At 56.6% G+C, this 24,596-nt stretch carries 18 protein-coding genes, 2 tRNA genes and 2 rRNA genes; 6 read left to right on the top strand and 16 right to left on the bottom strand.

All coding sequences use genetic code 11. The features are described 5' to 3' along the window. Positions 1–22: 22 nt before the first annotated feature. The 4 genes from stpA to RRF56_RS21495 all read right to left on the bottom strand — a co-directional run bounded on the left by stpA (position 23) and on the right by RRF56_RS21495 (position 4,457). Positions 23–1,303 (bottom strand): glucosylglycerol 3-phosphatase, encoded by a 1,281-nt coding sequence (stpA, locus tag RRF56_RS21510; RefSeq protein WP_317035198.1) that lies wholly within the window; start codon positions 1,301–1,303, stop codon positions 23–25. 89 nt (positions 1,304–1,392) lie between these two features. After that, positions 1,393–2,187, bottom strand: coding sequence for a YdcF family protein (locus RRF56_RS21505; RefSeq protein WP_317035197.1), 795 nt, complete (start codon positions 2,185–2,187; stop codon positions 1,393–1,395). A 7-nt stretch (positions 2,188–2,194) separates the two neighbouring features. After that, positions 2,195–2,623 (bottom strand): hypothetical protein, encoded by a 429-nt coding sequence (locus RRF56_RS21500; RefSeq protein ID WP_317035196.1) that lies wholly within the window; start codon positions 2,621–2,623, stop codon positions 2,195–2,197. A 43-nt stretch (positions 2,624–2,666) separates the two neighbouring features. After that, positions 2,667–4,457 (bottom strand): protein phosphatase 2C domain-containing protein, encoded by a 1,791-nt coding sequence (locus tag RRF56_RS21495; RefSeq protein ID WP_317035195.1) that lies wholly within the window; start codon positions 4,455–4,457, stop codon positions 2,667–2,669. Between the two features lie 222 nt (positions 4,458–4,679). On the opposite strand from RRF56_RS21495, the gene RRF56_RS21490 reads away from it, so the two are divergent. Together RRF56_RS21490 and RRF56_RS21485 are read left to right on the top strand one after the other, a co-directional pair. Beyond that, positions 4,680–5,105 (top strand): NfeD family protein, encoded by a 426-nt coding sequence (locus tag RRF56_RS21490; protein ID WP_317035194.1) that lies wholly within the window; start codon positions 4,680–4,682, stop codon positions 5,103–5,105. A 64-nt stretch (positions 5,106–5,169) separates the two neighbouring features. Continuing rightward, positions 5,170–6,120, top strand: a complete 951-nt coding sequence (locus RRF56_RS21485; protein ID WP_317035193.1) for an SPFH domain-containing protein — start codon at positions 5,170–5,172, stop codon at positions 6,118–6,120. 26 nt (positions 6,121–6,146) lie between these two features. On the opposite strand, the gene RRF56_RS21480 is transcribed toward RRF56_RS21485, so the two are convergent. The 3 genes from RRF56_RS21480 to RRF56_RS21470 all read right to left on the bottom strand — a co-directional run bounded on the left by RRF56_RS21480 (position 6,147) and on the right by RRF56_RS21470 (position 11,577). Beyond that, positions 6,147–7,721 carry a peptide ligase PGM1-related protein gene (locus RRF56_RS21480; protein WP_317035192.1) on the bottom strand — a complete coding sequence of 525 codons (1,575 nt, stop codon included), beginning with the start codon at positions 7,719–7,721 and terminating at the stop codon, positions 6,147–6,149. Between the two features lie 163 nt (positions 7,722–7,884). Next, positions 7,885–9,348, bottom strand: a complete 1,464-nt coding sequence (dacB, locus tag RRF56_RS21475) for a D-alanyl-D-alanine carboxypeptidase/D-alanyl-D-alanine-endopeptidase (protein ID WP_317035191.1) — start codon at positions 9,346–9,348, stop codon at positions 7,885–7,887. Positions 9,349–9,363: 15 nt separating this feature from the next. After that, a complete protein-coding gene (locus tag RRF56_RS21470; RefSeq protein ID WP_317035190.1) occupies positions 9,364–11,577 on the bottom strand; it encodes a transglycosylase SLT domain-containing protein in 2,214 nt (737 codons plus the stop codon). A gap of 192 nt (positions 11,578–11,769) precedes the next feature. Between RRF56_RS21470 and RRF56_RS21465 the strand changes: the two genes are divergently transcribed. The 3 genes from RRF56_RS21465 to RRF56_RS21455 all read left to right on the top strand — a co-directional run bounded on the left by RRF56_RS21465 (position 11,770) and on the right by RRF56_RS21455 (position 15,473). Continuing rightward, complete coding sequence (locus tag RRF56_RS21465; protein ID WP_317035189.1) at positions 11,770–13,251, top strand: leucyl aminopeptidase; 1,482 nt, start codon at positions 11,770–11,772, stop codon at positions 13,249–13,251. A 236-nt stretch (positions 13,252–13,487) separates the two neighbouring features. Beyond that, positions 13,488–13,802, top strand: a complete 315-nt coding sequence (locus tag RRF56_RS21460) for an RNA-binding protein (RefSeq protein WP_317035188.1) — start codon at positions 13,488–13,490, stop codon at positions 13,800–13,802. Positions 13,803–13,970: 168 nt separating this feature from the next. Next, positions 13,971–15,473, top strand: coding sequence for a GTP-binding protein (locus tag RRF56_RS21455; RefSeq protein ID WP_317035187.1), 1,503 nt, complete (start codon positions 13,971–13,973; stop codon positions 15,471–15,473). A gap of 169 nt (positions 15,474–15,642) precedes the next feature. On the opposite strand, the gene RRF56_RS21450 is transcribed toward RRF56_RS21455, so the two are convergent. The 5 genes from RRF56_RS21450 to RRF56_RS21430 all read right to left on the bottom strand — a co-directional run bounded on the left by RRF56_RS21450 (position 15,643) and on the right by RRF56_RS21430 (position 19,281). After that, positions 15,643–15,933, bottom strand: a complete 291-nt coding sequence (locus tag RRF56_RS21450) for a hypothetical protein (RefSeq protein WP_317035186.1) — start codon at positions 15,931–15,933, stop codon at positions 15,643–15,645. A 140-nt stretch (positions 15,934–16,073) separates the two neighbouring features. Beyond that, positions 16,074–16,481, bottom strand: coding sequence for a biopolymer transporter ExbD (locus RRF56_RS21445; RefSeq protein ID WP_317035185.1), 408 nt, complete (start codon positions 16,479–16,481; stop codon positions 16,074–16,076). Positions 16,482–16,639: 158 nt separating this feature from the next. After that, on the bottom strand, positions 16,640–17,101 hold the full coding sequence (locus RRF56_RS21440) for an EVE domain-containing protein (protein WP_317035184.1): 462 nt from the start codon (positions 17,099–17,101) through the stop codon (positions 16,640–16,642). Continuing rightward, positions 17,076–17,570: a tRNA (adenosine(37)-N6)-threonylcarbamoyltransferase complex ATPase subunit type 1 TsaE gene (gene tsaE / locus RRF56_RS21435; RefSeq protein ID WP_317035183.1), complete on the bottom strand. Its 495-nt coding sequence runs from the start codon at positions 17,568–17,570 to the stop codon at positions 17,076–17,078. The genes RRF56_RS21440 and tsaE overlap by 26 nt, the downstream gene beginning before the upstream one ends. Before the next feature lie 325 nt (positions 17,571–17,895). Then, a complete protein-coding gene (locus tag RRF56_RS21430) occupies positions 17,896–19,281 on the bottom strand; it encodes an amidohydrolase family protein (protein ID WP_410510667.1) in 1,386 nt (461 codons plus the stop codon). Between the two features lie 503 nt (positions 19,282–19,784). Between RRF56_RS21430 and RRF56_RS21425 the strand changes: the two genes are divergently transcribed. Then, positions 19,785–20,918, top strand: coding sequence for a hypothetical protein (locus tag RRF56_RS21425; protein ID WP_317035181.1), 1,134 nt, complete (start codon positions 19,785–19,787; stop codon positions 20,916–20,918). Between the two features lie 108 nt (positions 20,919–21,026). On the opposite strand, the gene rrf is transcribed toward RRF56_RS21425, so the two are convergent. The 4 genes from rrf to RRF56_RS21405 form a co-directional block, all read right to left on the bottom strand. Continuing rightward, a 5S ribosomal RNA gene (rrf, locus tag RRF56_RS21420) occupies positions 21,027–21,143 on the bottom strand. Between the two features lie 109 nt (positions 21,144–21,252). Continuing rightward, positions 21,253–24,136: ribosomal RNA gene (locus tag RRF56_RS21415) — 23S ribosomal RNA — on the bottom strand. A 185-nt stretch (positions 24,137–24,321) separates the two neighbouring features. Then, positions 24,322–24,397, bottom strand: a tRNA-Ala gene (locus RRF56_RS21410). Between the two features lie 5 nt (positions 24,398–24,402). Further along, positions 24,403–24,476: transfer RNA gene (locus tag RRF56_RS21405), tRNA-Ile, on the bottom strand. Positions 24,477–24,596 lie beyond the last annotated feature (120 nt).

The raw sequence follows: 24,596 nt of genomic DNA, 5'->3' as shown, positions 1-24,596 counted from the left end.
GTCGCAGATTGTTTGGGCGTTGTTAGCGGCGGGCGGCGGCGGCTTGAAACGCCTCACAGTATTGCCGGTAGCCGCCGGGAAACACGACGTTGAGCACCAGCGGATCGTCGCCATCGCGGGGATCGCCGGGGCCTTCGATCACCACGCTGGTGCCGCGACGATCTTCTAGCTTGAGGGCTTTGCGGTTCTTGAGTTCACCGCCGCTGCTATCCACGTAGGTAACGATATTGCCCGTATCAAAGTGCTGACCGATCGCTTGAATCAGGTGCAAAAAGTTGCGATCGCTCCCTCCCCGCTTGGCCACCGGTTGCCCAGCTTCTGTTACCACCACACTGGTCACCGTATCGCCGACCCCGACCAGGGTAGGCATAAGCGCCGGATCAAAGGTTTGCTTAACCAGATCCAGCAGCTCGGTGTGGCTGTGGGGGGCCTGGCGCACGCTAAAGTCTTCGCCCAGGGGAAAGGCTCCCGTTCTGGCGGCATAGTAGCGGTTTAGCAGCGCCAGCACCCCGGCCTCTTTGATCGCCCCCCGCAGCATAAACTGAAAGTCGGTGGTACCCGACTCACCGCCTTGACCAAACCAAAGAATCTCTTTACCGTCAGGGCCGCGCCCATGGTTGGGGGCATAGTGCACAAAGAACGAATCCCCTAGTCCTTGGCGGGCCGCATCGCGCAGCAAATCTTCCATCAGCGTCTGCATGGCGTATTGGAGATCGGCATACACCGCTGGCTGAAGTCGGTTATGCAGCGTATTTAGGTTAGCGGTCGGAGAGGCAAGGTTGTCTAAGACCGTCGACTGAATCACCGTTTCCAGATCTGTCTCCAGATTTAAGCTATCGCCATCCCTGGGTCGCCGCTGCCAAAATTGCCGCAGCTGATCGGCCATCTTCTGGGGCACCGCCGCCAAAAAGGCCAGCTCGGCCTCGCTCACCCCTGGGTGAGAAATCTGACCCTCGCGGGTTTGCCACTGCACCCCTCCGGCTGCCAATCCCGGTAAATAATAGCTCCCTGCCTGGGCCTGGGCTTTGCCCCCTAAGGCCCGTTCAACAATGCCGTTCACGCCCCGCTTGCCGGTGTGCTCTCCATTGGTCAGCACGTAGAAGTGGCCATCAAAGCGCTGGGTGGCCTCTAGGTAGTCGAGGGCCATCACCCGGTCGAGGGGATCGTTGACCAGCCCCATACAAACCCCATCGAGATCTTGAATAATTAGCAGATTTTCGGTGCCAGCTAGCTGATCAACCCAGGCAGCATGATCGAGGGAATACACCTGCTGATGCAGCGAAGGAGACGCTAAAGAAGACATAGATGGGCCAAAATTACCGACTGGACAAACAGCCCAACCTTACTAGAGAGCACCTTAAATGACACCTACCCCCCGACTGAAATTGCTGTCTACAGCCAGCCCTTTAGCCAATAGATGCCGATGCCTAGGTATTCTTTTAGGGCGCGGGTGAGATAGTGCAGATTTTCGGTTTGGGGCACGAGGCTGAGGGTGCGGCCCTGCCAGGTGCGCATTTCAACATCAAGAGGGTCTTGCACGACATGAAAATCGGCAGGGGCGGGGGTGACGTCAAAGCCCTGCTTTTTGAAAATCGCCAGCGACCGGGGCATGTGCATGGCAGAGGTGACCAACAAAATGCGCTCAATCCCCAAGTTGGCCAACAGCGCTTTGGTATTTAAGGCATTTTCAAAGGTATTTAACGAATCTGGTTCAATCAAAATAGCGCTGGCGGGCACTCCTAGAGCCTCGGCCAGCTCAGCCATATCGGCCGCCTCAGAGCGGCGCTGGTGTTGCCCCCAGGTAATGCGCCCGCCGCTGAAGACTAGCAGGGGTGCCCGCCCGGCCAAATATAGCCGTGCCCCGTGCAAGACGCGATCGCCTTCTTCAGCCACCTCTATCCACGGACGCGGCGACAGTTGAGGGTGGATTGCACCCCCCAATACCACGATCGCCTCTGCCGTCGGCAAATCGACCGTATCGGGATAGCGCCACTCCAGCGATCGCATCATGCCCGTGGCCACCCAGCGATTGCTGCTCACCAACAACAGGGCTAGAGCGAGGGCGATCGCCGCTGTCGCCCACTGTGGTCGCCGCTTAACGCACACCAGCGCCACGACTAGCAACCCACAGGCCAACCCCAGCGGGTAGATCAGCAGCGGCAGCAGTTTAGAGAGAAACAAAAACATCGCGGGTCTAGTCCCCCAATCTGGCGTCTTGTTTGAGCAGGGTACGCAGTTCTGCCATCAGGGTTTCTTGCTCGGTTTGCAGCATCTCTAGACGGGCGACAATTTCGCTGAGGCGATCGCGACTCTCCGCCGTCGCTGAGGGCTTCACCCAGCGCCGCACTAGCAGCCCCGACAAGGCCCCAAAGATCCAGCCACTGAGCTGAAAGGGTAACTTAACGAGGGAGAGCCAAAAGCCCTCGGTCAGACGGGCGATCGCACTCCACAGCCCTGCAAACAACAGCAGCGCCACCCCCGCCACGGCCCCCGCCACTAACGGGTGCCCCACCAGCCAGCTCAGCAGCGGATGCGCCGCCAGCCAGTTTTGCACCGGCCCCAATAGCACCGACTGCATCCCGTCAGCCCAAGAATTTATCACCGTATCCGTCCATATCCCCATCGTTTTGCCTGCGGTGAGCGCCAGCTAAACCCTCGCCAGCCGCCTAGGGAGCCGGGGCCGCAGGCGGCGTTTCAGGCGTCTCGGGCAGCTCCGGCGCTCGGCTTGCCAGCCACCACCAGCCTAGCAAGCCCACCAGCAGCACCGATCCCGATATCGCCAGCAGCCAACGGGGAATGCCCGCCGGCGGTTTAGACTCGGCGGCAGAAACGAATTCTTCCTGGGGCGAGCTTTCGCCGTAGAGCTTAGCTCCCACCGGGGACGCCGACTGCTGAGCGCCCGTGCGGGCGGCTTCCGACCCAGTTTGTGCCCCAGGCTGAACCAAGACCTTATGCTGCATCAGCACCACAGCGGTGTTGTCGTGACCGTTTTTTTGGTTGGCCAGCTCAATCCACGACGCCACCGCCGAGTCAAGGGTGACAATGTCCTTCACAATTAGGCCAATGTAGTTAGCCCAGGCATCTTCGATCCGGTAGTTATCGCTGAGGCCATCGGTACACAGGAGCAAGATACCCGTTTCATCAAACACAAACCGCTGAATATGGGGCCGCAGGTGATCGCCGCTGCGGGTGCCCAAGGCCTGGGTCAGCGCATCGGCATCGCTGCGCTCTAGGGCCACCGGCCAGGTTTGGCGACCGGCGATCACCTCCCGCCCGGCAATGTCGTCGTCTACGGTGAGCAGATGACAATAATCGGGCGTAATCCAGTAGGCGCGGCTGTCGCCCACGTGGGCCAGATACACCTCATTGACTCGCTCCCAGCCTTCGCCGGTCTGCACCCGCTGGGGAATCACTACCGCCATCGCGAGGGTGGTACCCATACGATGGCGACCCACCCGACCCTGGTTATCGTTTTGAAAGTTGATCAGCTCATTGACGATGCGAATGACCGCTTCCAACTGCTGAATGATCACCTCAGGCGGCAGCGCTCGCAGCTCGTTTTGAGTCTCAGCCAGCAGCGCCTGAAGCTGAATTTGCAGGGACTGCACCGTTAGCTGGCTGGCCACTTCTCCGCCATCGTGACCGCCTACTCCGTCACACACCATGGCCACCTGCAAGCCCTGCGCCCCATCCGCTTGGGTACCCTGGGGCCAGCAGGCGTCTTCATTGCGGGGCTGGGTCGGCCCCTGGGCCGTAGCCCCCGATAGGGCAATGCGAGTGGTAGCGGTGGCTGCCTGACTCAGCAATATCTGGTTCAGTTCTAGGCTGAGGGTATCGGCATCTAGGGTACCGGCATCTAAGCCATTGACTAAACGGCGCAGCGGCTCTGATACCGACAGATGCAGGGGCGACAACAGCGATCGCCACAGTTCCGTCAAGTCAGCTAGGGTAGGCGGCTCCACCTCAGGCGCTAGCTCCCGCAGCCGCAGCCGCCAGCCATCTACCCGCAGATTGCCCGGCATCAACACACTGCCCGCCAGCCCCAGCTCACCCAAATTTTTCCACAGCTCCCACAGTTGCCACAGCCAGTTGGCCTGGCGCAGGGGCAACGCACTAGCCAACCCAGCCGCTAGCTCCGGCAGCAGATCGCCCGATTGGGGGTGAATAGGAGCATTGTCCAACAGCAGAATCGGCGGTGCTCCGGTGCGTTCTAGCACACTGTACAGGCCCGGCACATGCAGCCGCAGGGGGTGAGCCTTCAGATAAGGCATCGCCTCGGGGGGAAACGTATCTGGGGCGCTCGGGCGCTGGTCAGGCTGAGTATCTAACCAAATATAGGGAGCCACCACGCGGTAACGCTGTCCCACCAGCTCGTCCACCGGCAGGGTTTCTAGATCAGTCCCGACGGCCCACAGGTAGGGCTTATAGCGAGATGGACGGCGTTCAACACGGTTCATAGGGGTTATCGGCACACTTCAACGCCAGGAATCGCTCAAAACTCTTAAGACAACGTAATCAGCCCCCACAAAGGCTAGACCCTAAAGATAGATTAATCCTAGAGGATAGGGAGACTTTCAGAAGGGTAACCTGGGTTGGGTTTCATGGATCGGCATTTGGATCAGATGCTCCCTCACTTTAGGGACTAACGTTTTGATTGGGCTATTTTTTACTGGGCTACTATGAACTACCCTCTGTTTTGGGCCATTCTTGGGGCCATTTTCTGCCTCATGGAGCTATTTTTGCCCACCGGTTTTGTAGAGTCTACCCTAGGCATCAGCGCCTTTATTGTGGCCGTTTTGGCCCTAGTGGTGCCCTCCTTTAACCTTCAGATGGTGGTGTGGGTAGCCCTCTCGCTAGTGTTTATTTTCTTGCTGCGGCGGTTTGTGCCCAAGCGCACCCCCTACAGTCTGCAAGAATCAACCGAAGCCCGCACCATTACCGCCATTGACCCTGGGCAGACCGGACGGGTGATCTATGAAGGCAACTCCTGGCAGGCTCGCTGCGACGATGAAACCATCACCATTGGGGCCAATCAGCCTGTGGTGGTGATCCGCCGTAAGGGCAATACTCTCTACGTGATGCCCGAGAGTGCCCTGAGAGCGTAGCAGGGGAATTTTGCGCTGTATCAGTTCAAACCACTTTCACAAACCCGATTGAGGATTTAGATGTATGGGCGGCTTTTTTAGCTTTTTAGTTGTGCTGATTTTTGGGGGCTCTATTGCCGCCAGCTCAGTCAAGATTATTAATCAGAGCGATGAGGCCTTAGTCGAAACCCTGGGCAAATACAATGGCAAAAAACTCACCCCCGGCCTTAACTTTTTAGTGCCTTTTCTCGACAAGGTGGTGTTCAAGCAAACGATTCGAGAGCGGGTGCTCGATATTCCGCCCCAGCAGTGCATTACCCGCGACAACGTGTCGATCACGGTGGATGCGGTGGTGTACTGGCGGATCGTAGACATGGAAAAGGCCTACTACAAGGTAGAAAACCTGCAATCGGCCATGGTTAACCTGGTGCTCACCCAGATTCGCTCGGAAATGGGTCAGCTAGAACTCGACCAAACCTTTACCGCTCGCTCTGAAATCAATGAACTGCTGCTGCGCGAACTCGATATTTCTACCGACCCCTGGGGCGTAAAGGTGACGCGGGTTGAGCTGCGCGACATCGTGCCCTCTAAGGCCGTACAAGACTCGATGGAACTGCAAATGGCGGCAGAGCGTAAAAAGCGGGCCGCTGTGTTGACCTCTGAAGGGGAACGCGAGTCGGCGGTGAACTCGGCCAAGGGCCGGGCCGAATCGGCGGTGCTCGATGCTGAGGCCCGCCAAAAGGCAGCGATTTTAGATGCCGAAGCTCAGCAAAAGACGATTGTGCTACGGGCTCAAGCCCTGCGGCAGGAGCAAATTTTACAGGCTCAGGGTACCGCCGAAGCTATGCAGGTGATTGCCAACTCTCTGGCGACCGATCCGGGCATGCGAGAGGCGCTGCAATTCATTCTGGCCCAGCACTACCTGGAAATGGGGCTGAAGATCGGCAGCAGCGACAGCAGCAAAGTGATGTTTATGGATCCCAAGAGCATTCCGGCGACCCTGGAAGGCATGCGGGCGATCGTCGGCGAAGGGTAACCGCAAGGGAGTCAACGGGAGTTTCTCTAGCCCTCGGTGGACTCGTCGAGGGCGGCAACCACCTGGTCGTAAATTTCGCGGGCGTGGTCAGGGCTAGTGCCAATGCAGGTGAGGCCGACTTTGCCATACTCCGACAGACAGCCCATCAGGTGAAAGGCAGCTCCCACGCCGCTAATGGAGTTAAAGTGCAGCTGTTTAGCCACGATGATATCCATCAGGTCGCTGGGCAGCAGCCCCCGGTAGTGGGGTTTTTGCAGATTGTCGGAGGCGTGGTAGTAGCGCACCTGCTCTTGCTTGGTGTAAAACAGCCCGTCGGCCTGGTGAAAGTGCCCTTCAGTGAGCATTTTCATCGCCATCAGGGGGTGGGTGGTGCCTCCTTTGCGCAGGTTAATTTCGATCGCCTGAAGATCCCATTCGGGGGCGTTGGGGTCACCTTTGGCCACGGCGATGAAGTCAACACCGTAGCGCTCCAGTGCACCCTGGCGGGCCAGTTCTTCGCCGATGCGCTGCCCCATTTCCTGAATTTCTAACCGGTAGTCGGGCCGAGACGGAAAAGAGCAGCCGAGGAAAATTTGACCATCGGGGCCGCCCAACTCCTGGTCGTGGGTGGAGAGAATTTCGACCTCACCCAGGGGGGTAATGCGGCCCTGGACACTGGGAGATTCTTTGTGGTCGCCTTCGATAAAGGCTTCGGCGATCGCCCCCAGCACCGGTATTTTGGCGGCAAAGTGGTCCCACGTTTCGGTGTCGCACTGAAAACTGAGATCGGTAAACGCGGCGGCAATGGCCTGGACGCGATCGCGATGGCCTGCATTTCCCGGTGCCACCGGCTGCAAGGTTCTCAAGTCGAGAATGGCGTTGCCTTCGCCCGAAAACCCTTCGTTGAGCTTAATGACCATGCGCTTGAGGCTGGGGTCTTGCTCCCACACCTCAGCGGTGACCGTGGCTAGATCTTGCTGATTAAACACCAGTTCGCTGCCGATCGGGTGGGGAATGCCACAGCGTCTAAAGATTTCTCGACTGCCGCTCTTGGTGCCCCAGTACAGCAGGTCGGGGTCGAGGGCCAGCAGCGGCACCCCTAGGGCCAGGGACAGATCCCGCTCCCAGGGAGTGGAGTTGTAGCAGGTCATATAGGCCCGCTGAGGGTTTACGGCCTTGCGCAGGCGATCGAGCAGGCGAGGCCGTTCTAGCAGCTTTTGACTGAGGGGCTTGCGCGAGCTGTCGTAGGCGGCAAACAGGGTGAGGCGATCGCGGGCATGGGAGCTCGGAATGCCGGGCAGCAGCTCTAGATAATAGTCAATGATGCTGGGGTGCAGCGGCATTGAGGTGACATAGACCAGGTGCGTGTTGGGGTTGCGCAGCCGAATCAGCGAAAACAGCAGACGCTCTTCGTAGTGGTTAACGCCTTCAATTTTTTGCAGCTCTTCTTGGTCAAGGCTGAGGGAAGGCACCACCACAATGTGCCGTTCTTCGGTGTCAAATTCGTCGGTGGACACCCAGCGATCGCGCAGGGATGCTTGCAACCGCTGAAATTGCGCAGCATCTTCAGTCGGCAGTTCTGCAGGTTCTGTAACCGTAGCCGCCTCTTTCGCCGTCACCATACTGCCTACCTCCCGCGATCGCTGCTGGAATGAACCGAGTATAGACGAAAGCTCTTACTAGCCTGCCATCGGCACGGAGCAAAGGCGATCTCTATTCCAAGAATAATATTTTCCCACTGAAATTCTAGATTGCTATCCCCACGGGGGCATAGGCCCAACATCGCTAACACCCCTCTTGCAGCTGTGCCACCAGCAGCAAGAGCTGATCGATCTGCTCCCGCAGGCGGCTAGCAGGCTGGTTAGAATGGTTGATCACAATACTAAACACCAGAGGCTGATAATTGGGGGGCTGCACGTAGCCCGACAGCGACACATTTCCCGTCAGCGCCCCCGATTTACCCTGCAACCGGCCCTCTAGCGCTGTGCCCCGCAGCCGATTGCTCAGGGTGCCGCTCTGGCCCGCGATCGCCAGAGACTGCCTAAATGCGCCTCCCTGGGGGTGCCTGGTCATCACCTGGAGCGTCTCCACCAGCACCAGAGGCGAGACTAAATTGTGGCGCGACAGCCCAGAGCCGTCGGCCAGCCGCAGGGCCGTTGCCGCTACCCCCATGTCTGTCAGCACCGTTTTGACCGCTTCGCCCCCTGCCTGGCTGGCCTCGGTAGGCGCTGCCGTGGCCGTCACCCCCAGGGTTTTAAACAGCGCCTCGGCATAGAGATTGTCGCTGTCGCGATTGGCCCACCGCATCAGTTCGCCCACCGAGGGTGATTCCACCGCCGCCAGCTCGGGCGCTGAAATGGGAGTCGAGGTTTGCGTAATCACCGTTTGCCCCACCGGCAGCGATCGCTGCCGCAGCGCCTGCTCCATAGCCGAGGCAAACTGCTGAGCTGGGTTTAGCACCGCCAAATTTAAGGTGCGAGGATTGCTGCCGGTGGTCATTTGCCCTGTCACCCGTAGGGTGGGCGAATCTCCCGTGCGCCAGAGCGAGAGCGGAACCGCTACCGCCCCGGCAGCTACGGTCGTCGTCTCATTGACCACCGGCAGGGGGCCAGCAGGCAGCCCCCTCAACCACGCTAGACTTAACGGCCTGCCCACCTGGGTTGGGGCCACCTGCACCGCCACTGCATTGCGGTCTAAGATCAGGCTGTTGACCGGGGCAGCATAGGCAAACTGGGCATCTTCCCACTCCCAGGTAGGGTTGGTGGCAAACCCCGGAAAGTAAGAGTCGTCAATGATCAGGCGGCTCACCTGTCTCACCCCAGCCTGGGTCAACTGCTGCACGAGATCGTCAATCTGAGCGATCGTAAAACTCGGGTCGCCCCGGCCTACCACCCGCAGCATCGTGCTGCCTCCAGGGCCGGGCATGCCATAGACAGAGGTGCGCAGGCGGTAGTCGGCCCCGAGGGAGTGGGCAGCGGCAGCCGTGGTCAGCAGCTTGATGTTAGAGGCTGGCGTCAACAGGCGATCGCCGTTGCGGTTGTACAGGGTGCGCGGCGTTGCCCCTTGGGTTTGCAGCACCAGGCCTACATAGGCCGTAGCCAGCGGGGCTTGGTCAAGGGCAGCATCTAGCTGGGTCGCTAGCTGGGCTGGGCACAGTGAGGCCTTGGCATCAGCGATCGCGACTAGAAACGCTAAGCTGCCCGTAGCCGCTGCCACACCAACCGCCCTTAGCCCTCGAAGGTTTGCCATAGGGTTTGCTGCCGCCTAACCGCTAAAACCACGATGGCGCTTCTTTAGCGTCTCCACCTGCTCCGCGATCGCCGGATCGTACAGCCGCAGATAGTTCCAGTAGCCGCCAAACACCGCTCGCACATAGCCCTTGGTTTCTGGGTAAGGAATTTTCTCGGCAAAGTCGTCGGCATCGACAAAGCCACCTCGGTTAATCCAGTTCGCTACAGCGCCCGGCCCAGCGTTATAGCTGGCCACCGCAAACAGCGAATGGTTGTCGTACTCGGCATGGGTGTAGTCGAGGTACCAGGTACCGAGCTTAATGTTGTCGGTGGGGTCATTGAGGTCGTAGGTATCGAGCCCGGCGCGGCCCTTGATCCATTCGGCGGTAGCGGGCATCACCTGCATCAGGCCAGCGGCTCCTACGCCAGAACGAATTTTGTGCTCAAAGCGCGACTCTTGACGAATCAACGCCGCCACCAGCAGTGGATTGAGCTGACGCTCCGCCGACCAGGTGGTGATCAAATCGCGGTAGGGCATCGGATACACCCCATGCCAAAAGTCGGGGCGCTGCTTGAGTGCTTGAACCGTTTCTAGATCCGCCGGGTCATCGGTTAGGCTCAGGCTCGACACCTGATAAATGCCGTTGATGTTGTCGTAGGTGCCCAGGCGCATCAGCCCGTCGGTAAACTGCTCCTCGGGGGTAGGGTCCTGGTAATTCGCATACTCTAGCTGCCACCGCTCCCAGGCCCGCTGATTTTGACCCAGTAGGTACAGCTCTTGCAGGGTGTCAGACCCCGTAGGCAGCGGGGTGCGCTGAGCTGGAGGGGTCACCGCTGGGGTGAGCGATCGCACCGTCTTAAAGTCTCCGACATTCCACCCCAGCGCCACGGCTGAGCGCCAGGCATAGTACGACTCGGGATGGTGAGCAATCACACTTTCAAGGGCTTTCTGAGCCACATTATCTTGCCCCATCTGACGCCCCCACTTGCCGACCCAATAGCCCGCATCGGCAGCCAGATCACTATCGGGGCTGTACTTAAGCACGTCGCCACCCCAGCGCAGGGCCGTCGCCAAATCCCCCTGCGCAGCCGCCGCGAGCGCCGCCGTCAGGCGAATATCGGCAGCGGCATCAGAGTCACCGTATTCCCGCAGAATCAGTTCGCGGTTGCCCTGGGCCGAGGCCGCACTGTTCAACTTATCGAGAATTTTGGCCTTTTCTAGCAACGCCTCTGCTGCCCGGTCGGGGAAGCGGCTCACGACCTGATCGAGCACCCCCAGCGAGGCTTCGTCGGGCAGACTCAGAGTCAGGCGCAGCAGTCCGGTGGCGGTCTCCGGGGCATCGGGAAACTGCTGGTCGAGCTGGTTGTAGAGCGCGATCGCGCGATCGCGCTGACCGCCGCTCACCTGAAGACCCCTCGCCGCCCGATACAGATTGCGGGGCGAAGGTGGAGCCTGGGCGTAGGCGGCCCCGGCATCGCCATAGCTGTCAATGCGCCAAAAGCCAAAGCCTACGGTCTGCCAGTCTTCGGGGCTAAGCTGACCGCCAAACTCATTTTTGAGCCGCAGCAGCGCCGCCCCAGCGTTGGCATGGTGCAACCCCGCCCGCGCCTTAATCATCAGCAGCGGCAGGGCATCGGCCCGATTGGGGTCAGCGGCCAGCCGCTGGTCGGCCACCTCCACCGCCTTGGGATGGGTGGGAAACTGCTGCACCAGGCGATCCCAGTAGGCCGGGTCTTGCTGCCCCAGTTCAAACAGCAGCGGGGCGATCGCCCCATCATCTCCGTACTCCGTCAGCAGCCGGGCTTGGGTTTGTTGAGCGGCCTCAGCCTGGCCCGCCGCCCGCTGAGCCTGGGCCAAAGCCAGCGCCACATAGGGGGCCATGGCCCTATAGTCTTGCTCCAACCCGTCTAGCAAGGGCAGAGCGCTACCGCCCCGATCTTGATTGATCAAATCGAGTGCTAGCAAATATCGGGCGCGGCTGCGGCTGAGCGAGTCTTTGCCCTCAACAAACGTGGCCAGGGCCTCCTGGCGCTGGTCGGCCAGCTGTAGCGCGAGGGCAAGCACAGGGTCATCGGCATTCCAATCAGGCGATCGCCCCAGCCCCGGCAGCAGCGACTCCTCCAAAATAACCTGAGGATCGCCCGAAGACGACACCGCATTCACCAGGGCAGCGGCCATACCAAACGACAGGGCACTCACCCCTGCGATCGCGACCAGCGGCAGGTTCGCTTTTAACCGTTTCACCATGGCACACCCATGAACTCTGCTAAGGGGTTTCGTCCTAAAAGTCAGCCCGTGGCGTAGAAGGTGGCCAGGGAGTTCGTTCACTAATCCGTCTTATACTAGCGAACCTACTCGAGGGTGGTTTGCCTAACCCAAACTCGTCCTGGACGGTTACCAAGGTTTATAGTAAACAGAGCATACTAACCCCAAGGTTGAATGGAATTTCACGCATCTAGTACCTCCTGTCTCGATTGGTCTGGCGACGCCCTGATCATTGGCCTTAGCGAAGACGCCCTTCCCCTATCCACCACCCTGGCCGAGCTCAATAGCCGGGTCTCTGGGCTCTTGCAAGAACTGATTGATGAGGCCGAATTTACGGGCAAAAGCGGCACCACTGCTATCACCCGTGTAGGGAGTGGGGCCGCCATGCGCAAGCTGGGCGTGGTTGGGTTAGGTGCTACCGATGCAATTACCACCGAATCTCTGCGCCGTGCCGCCGCCGCCGCCGCCCGGCTAGCCAAAAAAGAAAAATGCAGCTCGCTGGGGCTGAGCATGCCCGTGCTTAACCACGATGCAGCGCTTACCGCTCAGGCTTTGGCCGAGGGTGCCAGGCTGGCCCTTCACCAAGACAACCGCTTCAAGTCAGACGACAAGGCCAACGGCAAAATTACCCTCACCCGCATTGATCTGCTCGGCTTGCCCGACCAGGAAGCCAGCCTAAAAGCTGCCCAGGCCGTCTGCGAAGGCGTCATTCTGGCCCGTGAGCTAGTGTCGGCCCCAGCTAACATCGTCACCCCAGAAACCCTGGCCCAAACCGCCCAGGCGATCGCCACTGACTACGGTCTAGAACTAGACATTCTCGAACAAGAGCAGTGCGAAGCCCTGGGCATGGGGGCCTACCTGGGGGTAGCCAGAGCCTCTGACCTACCACCCAAATTTATCCATCTCACCTATAGGCCTGCGGGTACACCCACCCGCAAGCTGGCAATCGTCGGCAAAGGTTTAACCTTCGACTCGGGCGGTCTCAACATTAAAGGGGCCGGCAGCGGCATCGAGATGATGAAAATTGACATGGGTGGAGCTGCCGCCACATTGGGAGCCGCTAAGGCGATCGCCCAGCTCAAACCCAATGTTGAGGTTCACTTCATTAGCGCTGCAGCCGAAAATATGATCGGCGGCAATGCGATGCGCCCCGGCGACATTCTCACCGCCTCCAATGGCAAAACCATTGAGGTCAACAACACCGACGCCGAGGGCCGTCTCACCCTAGCCGATGCCCTGGTCTTTGCCGAGAAGCTGGGTGTCGATGCCATTGTTGATCTAGCCACCCTTACGGGGGCCTGTATTATTGCCCTGGGCGACGACATCGCCGGGCTGTTTAGCGAAAATGACGAATTGGCCGGGGCGATCGCTACCGCCGCCGAGGCCGCTGGTGAAAAGTTCTGGCGTTTGCCCATGGAAGAAAAATACTTCGACGGGCTCAAGTCTATTGTGGCCGACATGAAAAATACCGGCCCCCGTCCCGGCGGTTCCATTACCGCAGCCCTGTTCCTCAAACAGTTTGTGAACACCACCCCCTGGATTCACCTCGATGTTGCAGGCCCCGTGTGGACCGAAAAAGAAAACGGTTACAACAACCCCGGTGGTACCGGCTTTGGGGTCCGCACTTTAGTGCAGTGGGTACTCGCCGCTGCCTAACCTCTCAATCGGTTTCGTAACGATCGCCTTGGTCTTCATCCAGACTGAGGCGATCGTCGTTTGGGGAGAAATTCTCTAGGTGTGAGATGGGCTACTGCTAACTAAATAGGAATCGGCTATCATAGCTAGCAAATATTGAAGCCTAGGGTAGGTTTAAGGCCTTAAAACAAGGCTTTAGACCCTATAACCAACGACTTGAATATTTGACCTATCGGTATTTTGGTTCGGAGAGACTCGTGACTATTTACATTGGTAACTTGTCCTTTCAGGCATCTGAGGACGATATTAAAAGTGTTTTCGCCGAGTATGGCGAGGTCACCCGCATTAGCCTACCCATCGATCGTGAAACCGGTCGCAAGCGTGGCTTTGCCTTTGTCGATATGGCCGACGAGGCCAAAGAAGATCAGGCTATCTCTGAACTAGACGGTGCCGAGTGGTTAGGCCGTGAGCTTAGAGTCAATAAGGCCCGTCCCCGTACCGATGATGGCGGCGGCGGCGGCGATGATAGCCGTCCCAACCGCAGCAACCGATTTTCCCACAACCCTCTCTAGGCCTTTCGCGAGGGGCGCTGCTCTCAAACAGCCCTTAGCACAACGGCTCTATCGCTCCAAATGTCCTGCTATGGCAGAGGTGTTCCTTGAATGCCTCTGCCATGCTAGTTTTTAGGGCATTGTTTTACGCTATTCTGCACGAACCGTCCTTGGTTGAGTAGAGCACACATGGCACGGTGGCGATGGGCATTCATTCTCGTAGGGCTGCTGCTGGGGTTAGGGGCCATCCTCGTGCTGGCCGATTCACTTCTGCGGCTGTATGCGGCCTTAGCATTACTGTCGCCCCTGCTGGCCCGGCTAGTGATGGGGGCGATCGTAGCCATTGGCTTGGCGATCGCCGGTTTTGGGCTCTACCGTCTCAGGCCCTTTCTTAGGCCCCGTCGGCGCAAGCCCAGACCCCAAGCCCCTCGTGATCCAGGCGAAGCCGCCGCCGTCACCCTACAAACTGTGCAGCGCCAGGTTGAGCAAATTCAAGATCAGGTGGCCCGCGAGGCCCTGGCACAAAAGGCGCAAGGGTTACAGGCTACTCTGGGCGATCGCACGTTTACCATTGCCGTGTTTGGGGTCGGTTCTGCTGGCAAAACGGCCCTGATCAATGGGTTGCTGGGTCAGGCCGTTGGCGCAGTAGGGGCGGCCATGGGCACCACCCAAACTGAGCACACCTATACCTGGCAACTCGCCGATCTTCCCAGAACCCTACAGCTGATCGACACGCCTGGCATTGCCGAAGTTGGGGTAGCCGGTACCGAACGAGAACAACAGGCCCGCGAAATTGCCGCTAGAGCTGATTTGATTTTATTCGTGATTGATGATGACCTCCGCCAGGCCGAGTACACGGTACTGCGATCGCTGATGGCGATGGGGAAGCGAGTCTTGGTGGTGCTCAACAAAGCCGATCGCTATCCTGAAACCGATTTAGATCTGCTGCTCGGGCGATTGCGATCCCGTACCGTACCTCCCCTCAGCCCCGATGATCTAGTCGCCGTAGCCGCCCTTCCGCAGCCTTTACCTCAGGTGGGCGGCGGTTGGCTACAAATGCGCCCTAACCTCAGACCGCTGCAAGCACGACTAGCCGATGTACTGCGCCAGGAGGGCGAAACTCTGCTGGCCGACAATCTCCTCCTACAAACTCAGCAATTGGGCGAAGCTGCCCGCCAGATCATCGATCACCAGCGCCAGGCCCAGGCTGAGGCCATTATTGATCGCTACCAGTGGCTGGGAGCAGGCGCGATCGCCATTACTCCCCTACCTGGCCTCGATTTTTTAGCTACCGCCGCCATCAACGCCCAAATGGTTGTAGAACTGAGCAAGGTCTACGGCTGCGAAGTTAGCCTTGAAGAAGGCAAAGCGCTAGCGGTATCTGTGGCCAAAACCCTCACAGGACTGGGGTTAGTCAAAGGCACCGTCGATTTACTAGCCCTAGGGCTACAAACGAATCTGGCCACCGTAGTAGCCGGACGTGCCCTTAAAGGAGCTAGCGGTGCCTATCTAACTCGCATTGCTGGAAAAAGCTTCGTAGAATACTTTCGCCAAAATCAAAGCTGGGGCGACGGCGGTATGGGTGCCGTGGTTGAGCAGCAGTTTCGCCTCAACCAACGCGATGCCGTTATGAAAGCCTTCATTAAAGAAGCGATCACCCGAGTCGTTCCCTTGATCTCAGATCAATCCTAAAACAAATCCAAACCAGCTTAATTGCCCCACTACCACCGATGAAGTAGCCGTTCTCACGGGCATACTACAGATTAGCCATATCAATAAGACTCGTCAGCCTCTACCACAACTACACTCGGTGGGGCTGACTTTTTATTCAGCACAGCTATTGCTCAGTCATTTCCCCACGCTACATCAGCCCCTCGCGTTCAAAGTCTGCACAGTCAATCGCTAACTCTGAAAGGGCAACTTTTGGATGGATTGGGCACTTTAACCGATGATCGTTAGTAAAGTAACGACAGTCAGCACAGGGGATTTGATGCATTACCGTAGCGCGACTAACCCCAGCACGCACAGCCGCTACCAAATTCCACACAGTCAGCCCCACCAGGCACCAAGCGAGCACAAAGCACAGAGGCACAAGTATAGTTTGCACCAGAGACACCAGCCGCACCGGCAAGGCCAGAAATTGTAACGCCATAATCAAAGCCCGAACTGCTTTCTCTCAGCTTTAAGTATGGCTTAAAATTTGACAGCCCCGGAGATTGACAAGTTATTGAATCTAGATGTTTTGCAATACAGCACTAGAATCGTTCATGTCGATCCAAAACAGTTAGGTCTTTAAGGCTGACCGCCTTCTGTCGCGATCGCCAACTGCACCCCAGGCAACGTCCGCAGTTGATCCATCACCGCCACAACCCGACCATAATTCACTGATTGATCAGCCCGAATTACCACAAGGCCACCGTCGGATAGGGTTCCCAGCGTTTGAATCGCCTCCAAAAGCTGCTCATCCGCCACTGCCCGCTCACCGACAAATATTTCACCCGACGCATTTACTGTTACCACCACCTGGCGCTGGGTCTGAGTTTCAGCTGTTTCGGCCCCTGGCAACACTACCGGTAGCCCCTGGTTGCGGGTTAACAATAAGCTAGAAATAATAAAAAATGCCAGCACCGCAAACACCACATCGATCATGGGCACGATGTTGATCTGCAAAGGTGTTTCAGGGTCTTCAGGGAGATGCATGGGGGATGGTAATTGCAGATTTTGGCAGTTAGCTTTGAATTTGGCTTGGACAATCCTCATGCTGCGGAACTTGCCGAATAGCATGTTTAGGCTACCACCTCAGACCTCACATTTTCATTGGGGAGTAAATAGCCAGAATACTACTTTAAACAGCAAGATTACTCAGTGGTATAGGCCATTTTCAAAAGCTTTTGAGCTATCGTATCCTCTACCGGCATCACCGACAGCCGATTGCCCCGTCGCACGACCCAAAGTTCATCGGGGGTAAAGGCCTCTTTGAGCTGATCAAGGGTAATGCCTCTCGCAAAGGTTTCTACATAGCCCACCGTCACCGTATGCCAGCGCGGCTTGTCTGGGAATGACTTGGGATCGTAATATTTATGGGTTGAATCAAACTGAGTCGGGTCTACCACATTGGTTTCAACAATTTCCACCAGCCCTACGATCCCCGGTGGTTTGGTGTTGGAGTGGTAAAAGAAGGCTTGATCACCTAATGCCATGCTGGTGAGAAAGTTGCGGGCCTGGTAGTTGCGCACGCCGTCCCAAAGTTCGGTGCGATCGCGCTCCAAATCGCCAATGCTGTACACATCTGGTTCAGACTTCATCAGCCAGTAGGCCATCGCCAATTACCTGCTCCAACAACACAATCTGTTCTTCTCCAACCGCTGTCAGCGTAGCCCGTCGCCCACCGCTAGGCAGGTTTTCCAATCGCAGCCGCAGAGCCGATGCAGGATAGTCCAGCATCCGCTCTGACCATTCAATTGCCAACAGGCCAGGCGCTATGTCTATGGCCTCCCAGTAGCTCTCCAACTCTAAAGAGCCTACCTGCTCCGGTTCTAATCGGTATAAGTCCACATGATAGAGAGGAATGCGCCCCTCCAAATACTCATTGATTAAGGTAAACGTCGGGCTGCTAATCGGTTCCGCAATGCCCAGGCCCGCCCCAATCCCCTGCACCAGGGTTGTCTTGCCCATGCCCAGATCACCCGCCAGCAGCAGCGCCGTGCCCGGTGGGCACAGTTCCCCCAGCCGCTGGCCCAGTTGCTGAGTTGCCGCCGCATCGGGCAAATCCACCCTAAATTCTGCCATACTGCTTACCAAAGCGTCCTCGTCTAGATGTCCCTGTCTACACATCCTCGCTCAGGTGTCTTTGCCAAAGTGTTCTCACTAAAGTGTTCACCTAAAACGTCAGGTAGCACACCGCCAGCGCCGCCACCATAACGGCAAAACCTGCTGTCAGCGGCGCTGCAGCGTGTAGCGAGTATTCATAATACCAATGCTGCCGAGGTAAACTGCCATCCCATAGAAGGTGGTCTCGGTAGATCCCTGCATGGCCGATACTAAATAGGCCACAAAGCTGTCTGGATTGTTTCAATCCATGCATCAGTGGTAAAGATGCGCCAACTTTTAGCTGTCAACTAAGACGGTTCTTATACATCACCCCGTTTTTCATAATCACCAAAAAGTTAGCCTCCGGATCCTCAATGAGCCGAATATTTTCCAGCGGATTGCCGTTCACTAGCAGCAAATCCGCTAGGGCACCCTCTTCCACGACACCCAACTTGCCCGGGTAGGGGTTACGCGGCCCCGACAGCGCTAGTAAGCTTGCATTTGTGCTGGTTGCCATCCGTAATACCTCCGCTGGGGTATACCACCGCACCAGCTTGGCTAGTTTCGCCCCCTGACGAGCTGAGCCTTGGGGGTTGAAGAGGTTATCGGTGCCCCAGGCCGTTTTAATGTTGTACTGTTTGGCCAGGTTGTAGGCCCTGTCGGTACCGGTGGCCACCATCAGCTGTTTAGCTCGGTTTTCAGTTCCCTCAGGATAGGGATTGGCGTCTTCGTCATCAAGGAACGGCTGCGGGCTCAGCCAAACATCGTTCTCGGCGATCATCCGCGCCGTCTCTTCGTCGATTAGCTGACCGTGCTCAATGCATTTCACCCCAGCCCGAATCGCCTTTTGAATCGCCCGGGGAGTATAGGCATGGACAGTCACGTAGGTGTTCCAGTCTTCGGCAGCGTCCACCGCCGCTCTCAGTTCCGCCTCGGTGTACTGAGCCACGTCAATAGGGTCGAACTCTGAGGCCACCCCACCCCCGGCGGCTAGCTTGATCTGACTAGCCCCCAGCATTAGTTGCTCACGGGTGCGGCGCAGCACTTCGTCTACCCCATCGGCGATCGCCCCCACGCCAAACTGCTCGGCTAGGCTCAACTCTGAAGTAGGCGTGCGGGGCAGCTCACTCAGTTCCCGAAAATCGCCGTGACCGCTAGTCTGGGAAATCATCGCCCCTGACGGCCAAATGCGCGGCCCCACCACATCACCTCGATCGATGGCCCGTTTCAGCTCAAACACCGGCCCTGCCAGATCTCGCGCACTAGTAAACCCCCGCATCAGCATGGCATTGGCGTTCTCCTGAGACCGTTGAAACAGTCGTTCCGGAGCCGTGGTAGCCGCGATCAAGTCTTCCTGGGTGCTGGTTTCCATAAAGAGGTGGGTGTGGGCATCAATCAGTCCTGGCATCAGCACCCGTCCTGCACCGCTGATCCGAGCGACGCCAATATCCGCTGGCATCGGCAGAGGTCGGGTATCAATCGCCTGAATGGCGTTGCCAACCACCAAGACGTTCGACGGAGCCGACAGGTTGTCAGAAACACCGTCAAAGATCCGCACATTTTCAAAAAGGACAGCCACCGCTTGGGAATTTTGGCTATTGCCAGGGCCTTGGGCAAAACTTACCTGAGTTATTAGACTAAATAGCCCCAGCAGCACAGCCGCTACAGGAAGCAAATAGCACGATCGCATCTGCATAGACTCTCCCCACAATCAGTACATGTGCCCCAAAAAATTGGTCAGGAATGTTACAGACAAAAAACACCAGCGATCCAAAGGCCATGCAACCCATAGCAGCAGCCTTCTAAATAAAGCAAGCTCAGGCATCAACTTACGTAAATCTTGAAAGCAGTGCCCACCTGACAAAATTTCAACACTAGGTACTCCGTGTGCCCAGCCTCCCAATTGAGACACAATGTTTACTCTACTAGAATCTCCCTTAAAATTTTGCTGTTTCTACCTTGTTAGGCGACTTTATAGGATAAAAATATGATGCGAATAGGCTAAAAACTGTTCTTAACTAGTTATCAACTTCACGTATGATGCCTTTGTAGTTAGCTTGACGCTGGGCCTCTTGGCTATTTTCGACTAGTACTAAGAAACAATTTTTAAGGGCGATCGCGCGCCAGAGATTAGCCGCTAGCGCCAGGCAAAACATTCTGAATCAGTTCAAGAATCATCAAAAGGTTATCGCTATGAAAATCCGCTCAATTCTGGCCTACTCAGCTTTAGCCTGTAGCGCTGTCGTCACAGCTATAAGCACCCCCCAAATGGTCGGGGCAGCCATACCAACGTTTTCATCCACTGTTATCGCCCAGCAAGCCAACTTAAACTTGGTGGGAGAAGGAGAAGGAACCCTATCCATTGGCAGCCGCCCCAGTCAAACCGTCACCTTCGTTACCGTGACTAGCCGCCCCAATCAACAAGTTGAAATTTCCCTGCGATTGACGGATGGTAACTTGCAGCGGTGGACTGGGCAACTGGTCAATCACGGTGCAGGCGAGGCTCAGATTCAGTTGACCAGTGCAGGCGCAGCTGATGCTACCGGGACGCTCACCGTCCGCTACCAAGACAATACACTAATTTCCCTGAGCGGTAGCGGCACTCTGGACGGCCAGCCCCTGTCGATTCTGTTCACCATTGGCGATGACAGCATCAGCCGTCCCCCTACCCCCGATGTGGTCACCCTAACTCAGCAGGGTCAAGGGGTGTTCGGTCTTCAAGGCCGTCCGAACCAAAATATTTCCTTTGCATCGGTAACCGTTCAACCTGACGATAGCGCCGAGCTATCGATTCGCCTGTCCGACGGCAACAATATCGCTTTTGCCGGGCAGCAGACTCGCAAGACCGCCGAAGACATCGTCCTCAATCTCACCTCCTCGGGCAATGCCGATGCTCAAGGCCCCGCCAATATACGCTACGGCCCCAACAACTCTATCCTCAGCCTCTCGGCCAACGGCACCCTAGACGGACAAACCTTCTTCATCCAATTTAGCAGTCAACAGGCTACGGTCCAGCCTCCCGTAGCTCCCCCAGCGAGCGGAGCTGTCGTTTGTACCGGGCAGATGCAGAATGGCTGGCAATATCGGGCTGAGGCTACCAATCAACGGTTCACACAAATTCGATGGGAGCGAGCGGGCGCAGAAACTACGGTGTCAACCCTTCGGTTTTATCGCAATAATGCCCAAGAACAACCAGTTTATCGGGGGTCTTTCCGAGCTGCAACGGAACTAGCCCTGGTTGACCTCAGCGGTGGCAACCCTCGCCAAGGCTCCCAAGTTTCCATTGGGGTCCAGGAGTGGGGATGGTCACGAGGAAACTGCCGTTAACAGTACCCAGCATTAGAAATGCTTTAACAGGTCGTTCGACGAGTTAATAGCTAACTTCAAAACAGAACGGCCTCACCCACTAAGTGGGTGAAGCCGTTCTGAGTAAGGACCTGGCATCGAGCTATTTTGACAAGGGGCAACCCCCTCACTATCTTCGCCGCAGCTGCGTTTCACATTTGAGTTCGGGATGGGTCAGAGTGGGACCACAGCGCCAAAGACACCAGGAAAGCTTAGTTGCTTTAATATTATGTTGTTTAAGTTCCTTGAAGAACTGAATTGAGAGAAGTGAGGCTGTGCACACAGCCATTGTTGGTTGGTTGATGGACTTGAGTGTGAGGTCAAGCCCTCGGTCTGTTAGTACGCCTCGACTACATCCATTGCTGGACTTCCATCTAGCGCCTATTAACGGGTGGTCTACCCGTGACCTTACTGGCTTATGCCATGGGAACACTCATCTTGAGGTGGGCTTCCCACTTAGATGCTTTCAGCGGTTATCCACTCCGCACTTAGCTACCCTGCGTTTACCGTTGGCACGATAACAGGTACACCAGCGGTGCGTTCTTCCCGGTCCTCTCGTACTAAGGAAGACTCCTCTCAATGTTCCTACGCCTGCACCGGATATGGACCGAACTGTCTCACGACGTTCTGAACCCAGCTCACGTACCGCTTTAATGGGCGAACAGCCCAACCCTTGGGACCGACTACAGCCCCAGGTTGCGATGAGCCGACATCGAGGTGCCAAACCTCCCCGTCGATGTGAACTCTTGGGGGAGATCAGCCTGTTATCCCTAGAGTAACTTTTATCCGTTGAGCGACGGCCCTTCCACGCGGAACCGTCGGATCACTAAGGCCTACTTTCGTACCTGCTCGACTTGTCAGTCTCGCAGTCAAGCTCTCTTATGCCTTTACACTCAATGGCTGATTTCCAACCAGCCTGAGAGAACCTTTGCGCGCCTCCGTTACCATTTAGGAGGCGACCGCCCCAGTCAAACTGCCCACCTGATACTGTCCCCTGCCCGGATAACGGGTCAAGGTTAGAATTCTAGCCTTAATAGAGTGGTATCTCACCAGTGACTCCACAACCCCCACAAGGGCTGCTTCATAGTCTCCCACCTATCCTGCGCAATTAAAGCCCGAACCCAATACCAAGCTACAGTAAAGCTTCATAGGGTCTTTCTGTCCGGGTGCAGGTAGTCCGTATCTTCACAGACATTCCTATTTCGCCGAGCCTCTCTCCGAGACAGCTCCCAGATCGTTACGCCTTTCGTGCGGGTCGGAACTTACCCGACAAGGAATTTCGCTACCTTAGGACCGTTATAGTTACGGCCGCCGTTCACCGGGGCTTCAGTCGCTAGCTTCAACTCCGAAGAGCCTGACCAACTTCCTTAACCTTCCGGCACTGGGCAGGCGTCAGCCCCCATACATCGTCTTGCGACTTAGCGGAGACCTGTGTTTTTGGTAAACAGTCGCCTGGGACTCTTCACTGCGACCCACTCTCGTGGGCACCCCTTCTCCCGAAGTTACGGGGCCATTTTGCCGAGTTCCTTAGAGAGAGTTATCTCGCGCCCCTGGGTATACTCTACCTTCCCACCTGTGTCGGTTTAGGGTACGGGCCAATTTGAATTAACGTGGTTCGGGCTTTTCTTGGAAGCCTGACATCAGACACTTCCCCGTCGTAACGGGTCGTACTCGCTTCTCAGCTCAAGACGTTTTCGCCGTCTCTCATCACCTCGATAGCTTAAACCGGTAACCATCATCCGGCTGTCTTAGCCTTCTCCGTCCCCCGCCACAATCCAAATCAGGTACGGAAATATTAATCCGTTGTCCATCGACTACGCTTTTCGGCCTCGCCTTAGGTCCCGACTAACCCTCCGCGGACGAGCCTTCCGGAGGAAACCTTGGGATTTCGGGGTGTAGGATTCTCACCTACATTTTCGCTACTCAAGCCGACATTCTCACTTCTGTACAATCCACGCCTGCTCTCGCTAACGCTTCAACTCGTACAGAACGCTCCTCTACCACTTGTACAAGTACAAGTCCACAGCTTCGGTAGGATGCTTAGCCCCGTTCATTTTCGGCGCAGGATCGCTTGACCAGTGAGCTATTACGCACTCTTTTAAGGATGGCTGCTTCTAGGCAAACCTCCTGGTTGTCTCTGCAATCCCACCTCCTTTATCACTTAGCATCCATTTGGGGACCTTAGCTGGTGGTCTGGGCTGTTTCCCTTTCGACGATGAAGCTTATCCCCCACCGTCTGACTGGCATTGTGTGCTACGGGTATTCTGAGTTTGACTCGATTTGGTACCGCTCTCGCAGCCCGCACCGAATCAGTGCTTTACCCCCCGTATATAATCAATACCGCTGTGCCTCAACACATTTCGAGGAGAACCAGCTAGCTCCGGGTTCGATTGGCATTTCACCCCTAACCACAGCTCATCCGCTGGCTTTTCAACGCCAGTCGGTTCGGACCTCCACTTGGTATCACCCAAGCTTCATCCTGGCCATGGTTAGATCACCCGGGTTCGGGTCTATAAAATCTGACTATCGCCCTATTCAGACTCGCTTTCGCTTTGGCTTCGGCATTCCCGCCTTAACCCGCCAGACCCTATAAGTCGCCGGCTCATTCTTCAACAGGCACGCTATCACCCGTTTAATCGGGCTCTAACTGCTTGTAGGCTCACGGTTTCATGTTCTATTTCACTCCCCTCCCGGGGTTCTTTTCACCTTTCCCTCGCGGTACTGGTTCACTATCGGTCACGCAGGAGTATTTAGCCTTTCGAGGTGGTCCTCGATGATTCACACGGGATTTCTCGTGCCCCGTGCTACTCGGGATTCAGCTAGTATCCTTAAGCTTTCGACTACAAGACTTTCACTTCCTCTGGTGCATCATTCCAATGCTTCGTCTAGCCGCTAGATTCCATGTCGCTGTCCCACAACCCCAATGGTAAAAACCATTGGTTTAGGCTCTTCCCGCTTCGCTCGCCGCTACTAGGGGAATCGAGTTTTCTTTCTCTTCCTCCGGCTACTAAGATGTTTCAGTTCGCCGGGTTCGCTCGCGCCACCCTATTTGATTCAGGTGGCCGTATATAGGGTTGCCCCATTCGGAAACCTTCGGATCAAAGCTTGCTTCCAGCTCCCCGAAGCGTATCGTCGGTAACCACGTCCTTCTTCGCCTCTGCGTGCCTAGGTATCCACCGTGAGCCCGTTGTAGCTTGACCTTCTCTCAATTAGTCGTAACTAATTAAGTTCACTCTTCTCTCAACGAACTTTGAATGTTCTGTGTGTACTACCTTACACTTCTCTCATATTCAGTTTTCAAGGTTCTTCGCTAGGTTCTCACCCAGCAGATTATGAATTAGGTCGCCCCAATACACAATGTGCTGAATTCTTATCTATGCTTCCGTGGTGGAGGTTAGCGGACTCGAACCGCTGACATCCTGCTTGCAAAGCAGGCGCTCTACCAACTGAGCTAAACCCCCACAAGTGGGCCATCCTGGACTCGAACCAGGGACCTCACCCTTATCAGGGGTGCGCTCTAACCACCTGAGCTAATAGCCCGGGTTGTATTCCCTATCATCACTCCATTACAAGCAACGCTAGAAAATAAACCTCAACCATAGTCTAGAAACTATTCTCAAAGTCCTGAACGACCTAGAGTGACCACTCAATTCTCCTAAT

It is taken from the genome of Nodosilinea sp. E11, from assembly GCF_032813545.1.
GTDB lineage: Bacteria > Cyanobacteriota > Cyanobacteriia > Phormidesmidales > Phormidesmidaceae > Nodosilinea.
The sequence above is the reverse complement of the archived record's forward strand: the minus strand, read 5'-3'. Positions and strand labels throughout refer to the sequence as shown.

What these genes read in the sequence shown, in the direction of transcription:
- RRF56_RS21490 (WP_317035194.1), top strand. Translation starts at nt 4,680, where the DNA reads ATGAACTACCCTCTGTTTTGGGCCATTCTTGGGGCCATTTTCTGCCTC.
- RRF56_RS21450 (WP_317035186.1), bottom strand. Translation starts at nt 15,933, where the DNA reads ATGGCGTTACAATTTCTGGCCTTGCCGGTGCGGCTGGTGTCTCTGGTG.
- RRF56_RS21465 (WP_317035189.1), top strand. Translation starts at nt 11,770, where the DNA reads ATGGAATTTCACGCATCTAGTACCTCCTGTCTCGATTGGTCTGGCGAC.
- RRF56_RS21500 (WP_317035196.1), bottom strand. Translation starts at nt 2,623, where the DNA reads ATGGGGATATGGACGGATACGGTGATAAATTCTTGGGCTGACGGGATG.
- RRF56_RS21495 (WP_317035195.1), bottom strand. Translation starts at nt 4,457, where the DNA reads ATGAACCGTGTTGAACGCCGTCCATCTCGCTATAAGCCCTACCTGTGG.
- RRF56_RS21455 (WP_317035187.1), top strand. Translation starts at nt 13,971, where the DNA reads ATGGCACGGTGGCGATGGGCATTCATTCTCGTAGGGCTGCTGCTGGGG.
- RRF56_RS21425 (WP_317035181.1), top strand. Translation starts at nt 19,785, where the DNA reads ATGAAAATCCGCTCAATTCTGGCCTACTCAGCTTTAGCCTGTAGCGCT.
- RRF56_RS21470 (WP_317035190.1), bottom strand. Translation starts at nt 11,577, where the DNA reads ATGGTGAAACGGTTAAAAGCGAACCTGCCGCTGGTCGCGATCGCAGGG.
- RRF56_RS21485 (WP_317035193.1), top strand. Translation starts at nt 5,170, where the DNA reads ATGGGCGGCTTTTTTAGCTTTTTAGTTGTGCTGATTTTTGGGGGCTCT.
- RRF56_RS21430 (WP_410510667.1), bottom strand. Translation starts at nt 19,281, where the DNA reads ATGCGATCGTGCTATTTGCTTCCTGTAGCGGCTGTGCTGCTGGGGCTA.
- tsaE (WP_317035183.1), bottom strand. Translation starts at nt 17,570, where the DNA reads ATGGCAGAATTTAGGGTGGATTTGCCCGATGCGGCGGCAACTCAGCAA.
- RRF56_RS21505 (WP_317035197.1), bottom strand. Translation starts at nt 2,187, where the DNA reads ATGTTTTTGTTTCTCTCTAAACTGCTGCCGCTGCTGATCTACCCGCTG.
- RRF56_RS21480 (WP_317035192.1), bottom strand. Translation starts at nt 7,721, where the DNA reads ATGGTGACGGCGAAAGAGGCGGCTACGGTTACAGAACCTGCAGAACTG.
- stpA (WP_317035198.1), bottom strand. Translation starts at nt 1,303, where the DNA reads ATGTCTTCTTTAGCGTCTCCTTCGCTGCATCAGCAGGTGTATTCCCTC.
- dacB (WP_317035191.1), bottom strand. Translation starts at nt 9,348, where the DNA reads ATGGCAAACCTTCGAGGGCTAAGGGCGGTTGGTGTGGCAGCGGCTACG.
- RRF56_RS21445 (WP_317035185.1), bottom strand. Translation starts at nt 16,481, where the DNA reads ATGCATCTCCCTGAAGACCCTGAAACACCTTTGCAGATCAACATCGTG.
- RRF56_RS21440 (WP_317035184.1), bottom strand. Translation starts at nt 17,101, where the DNA reads ATGGCCTACTGGCTGATGAAGTCTGAACCAGATGTGTACAGCATTGGC.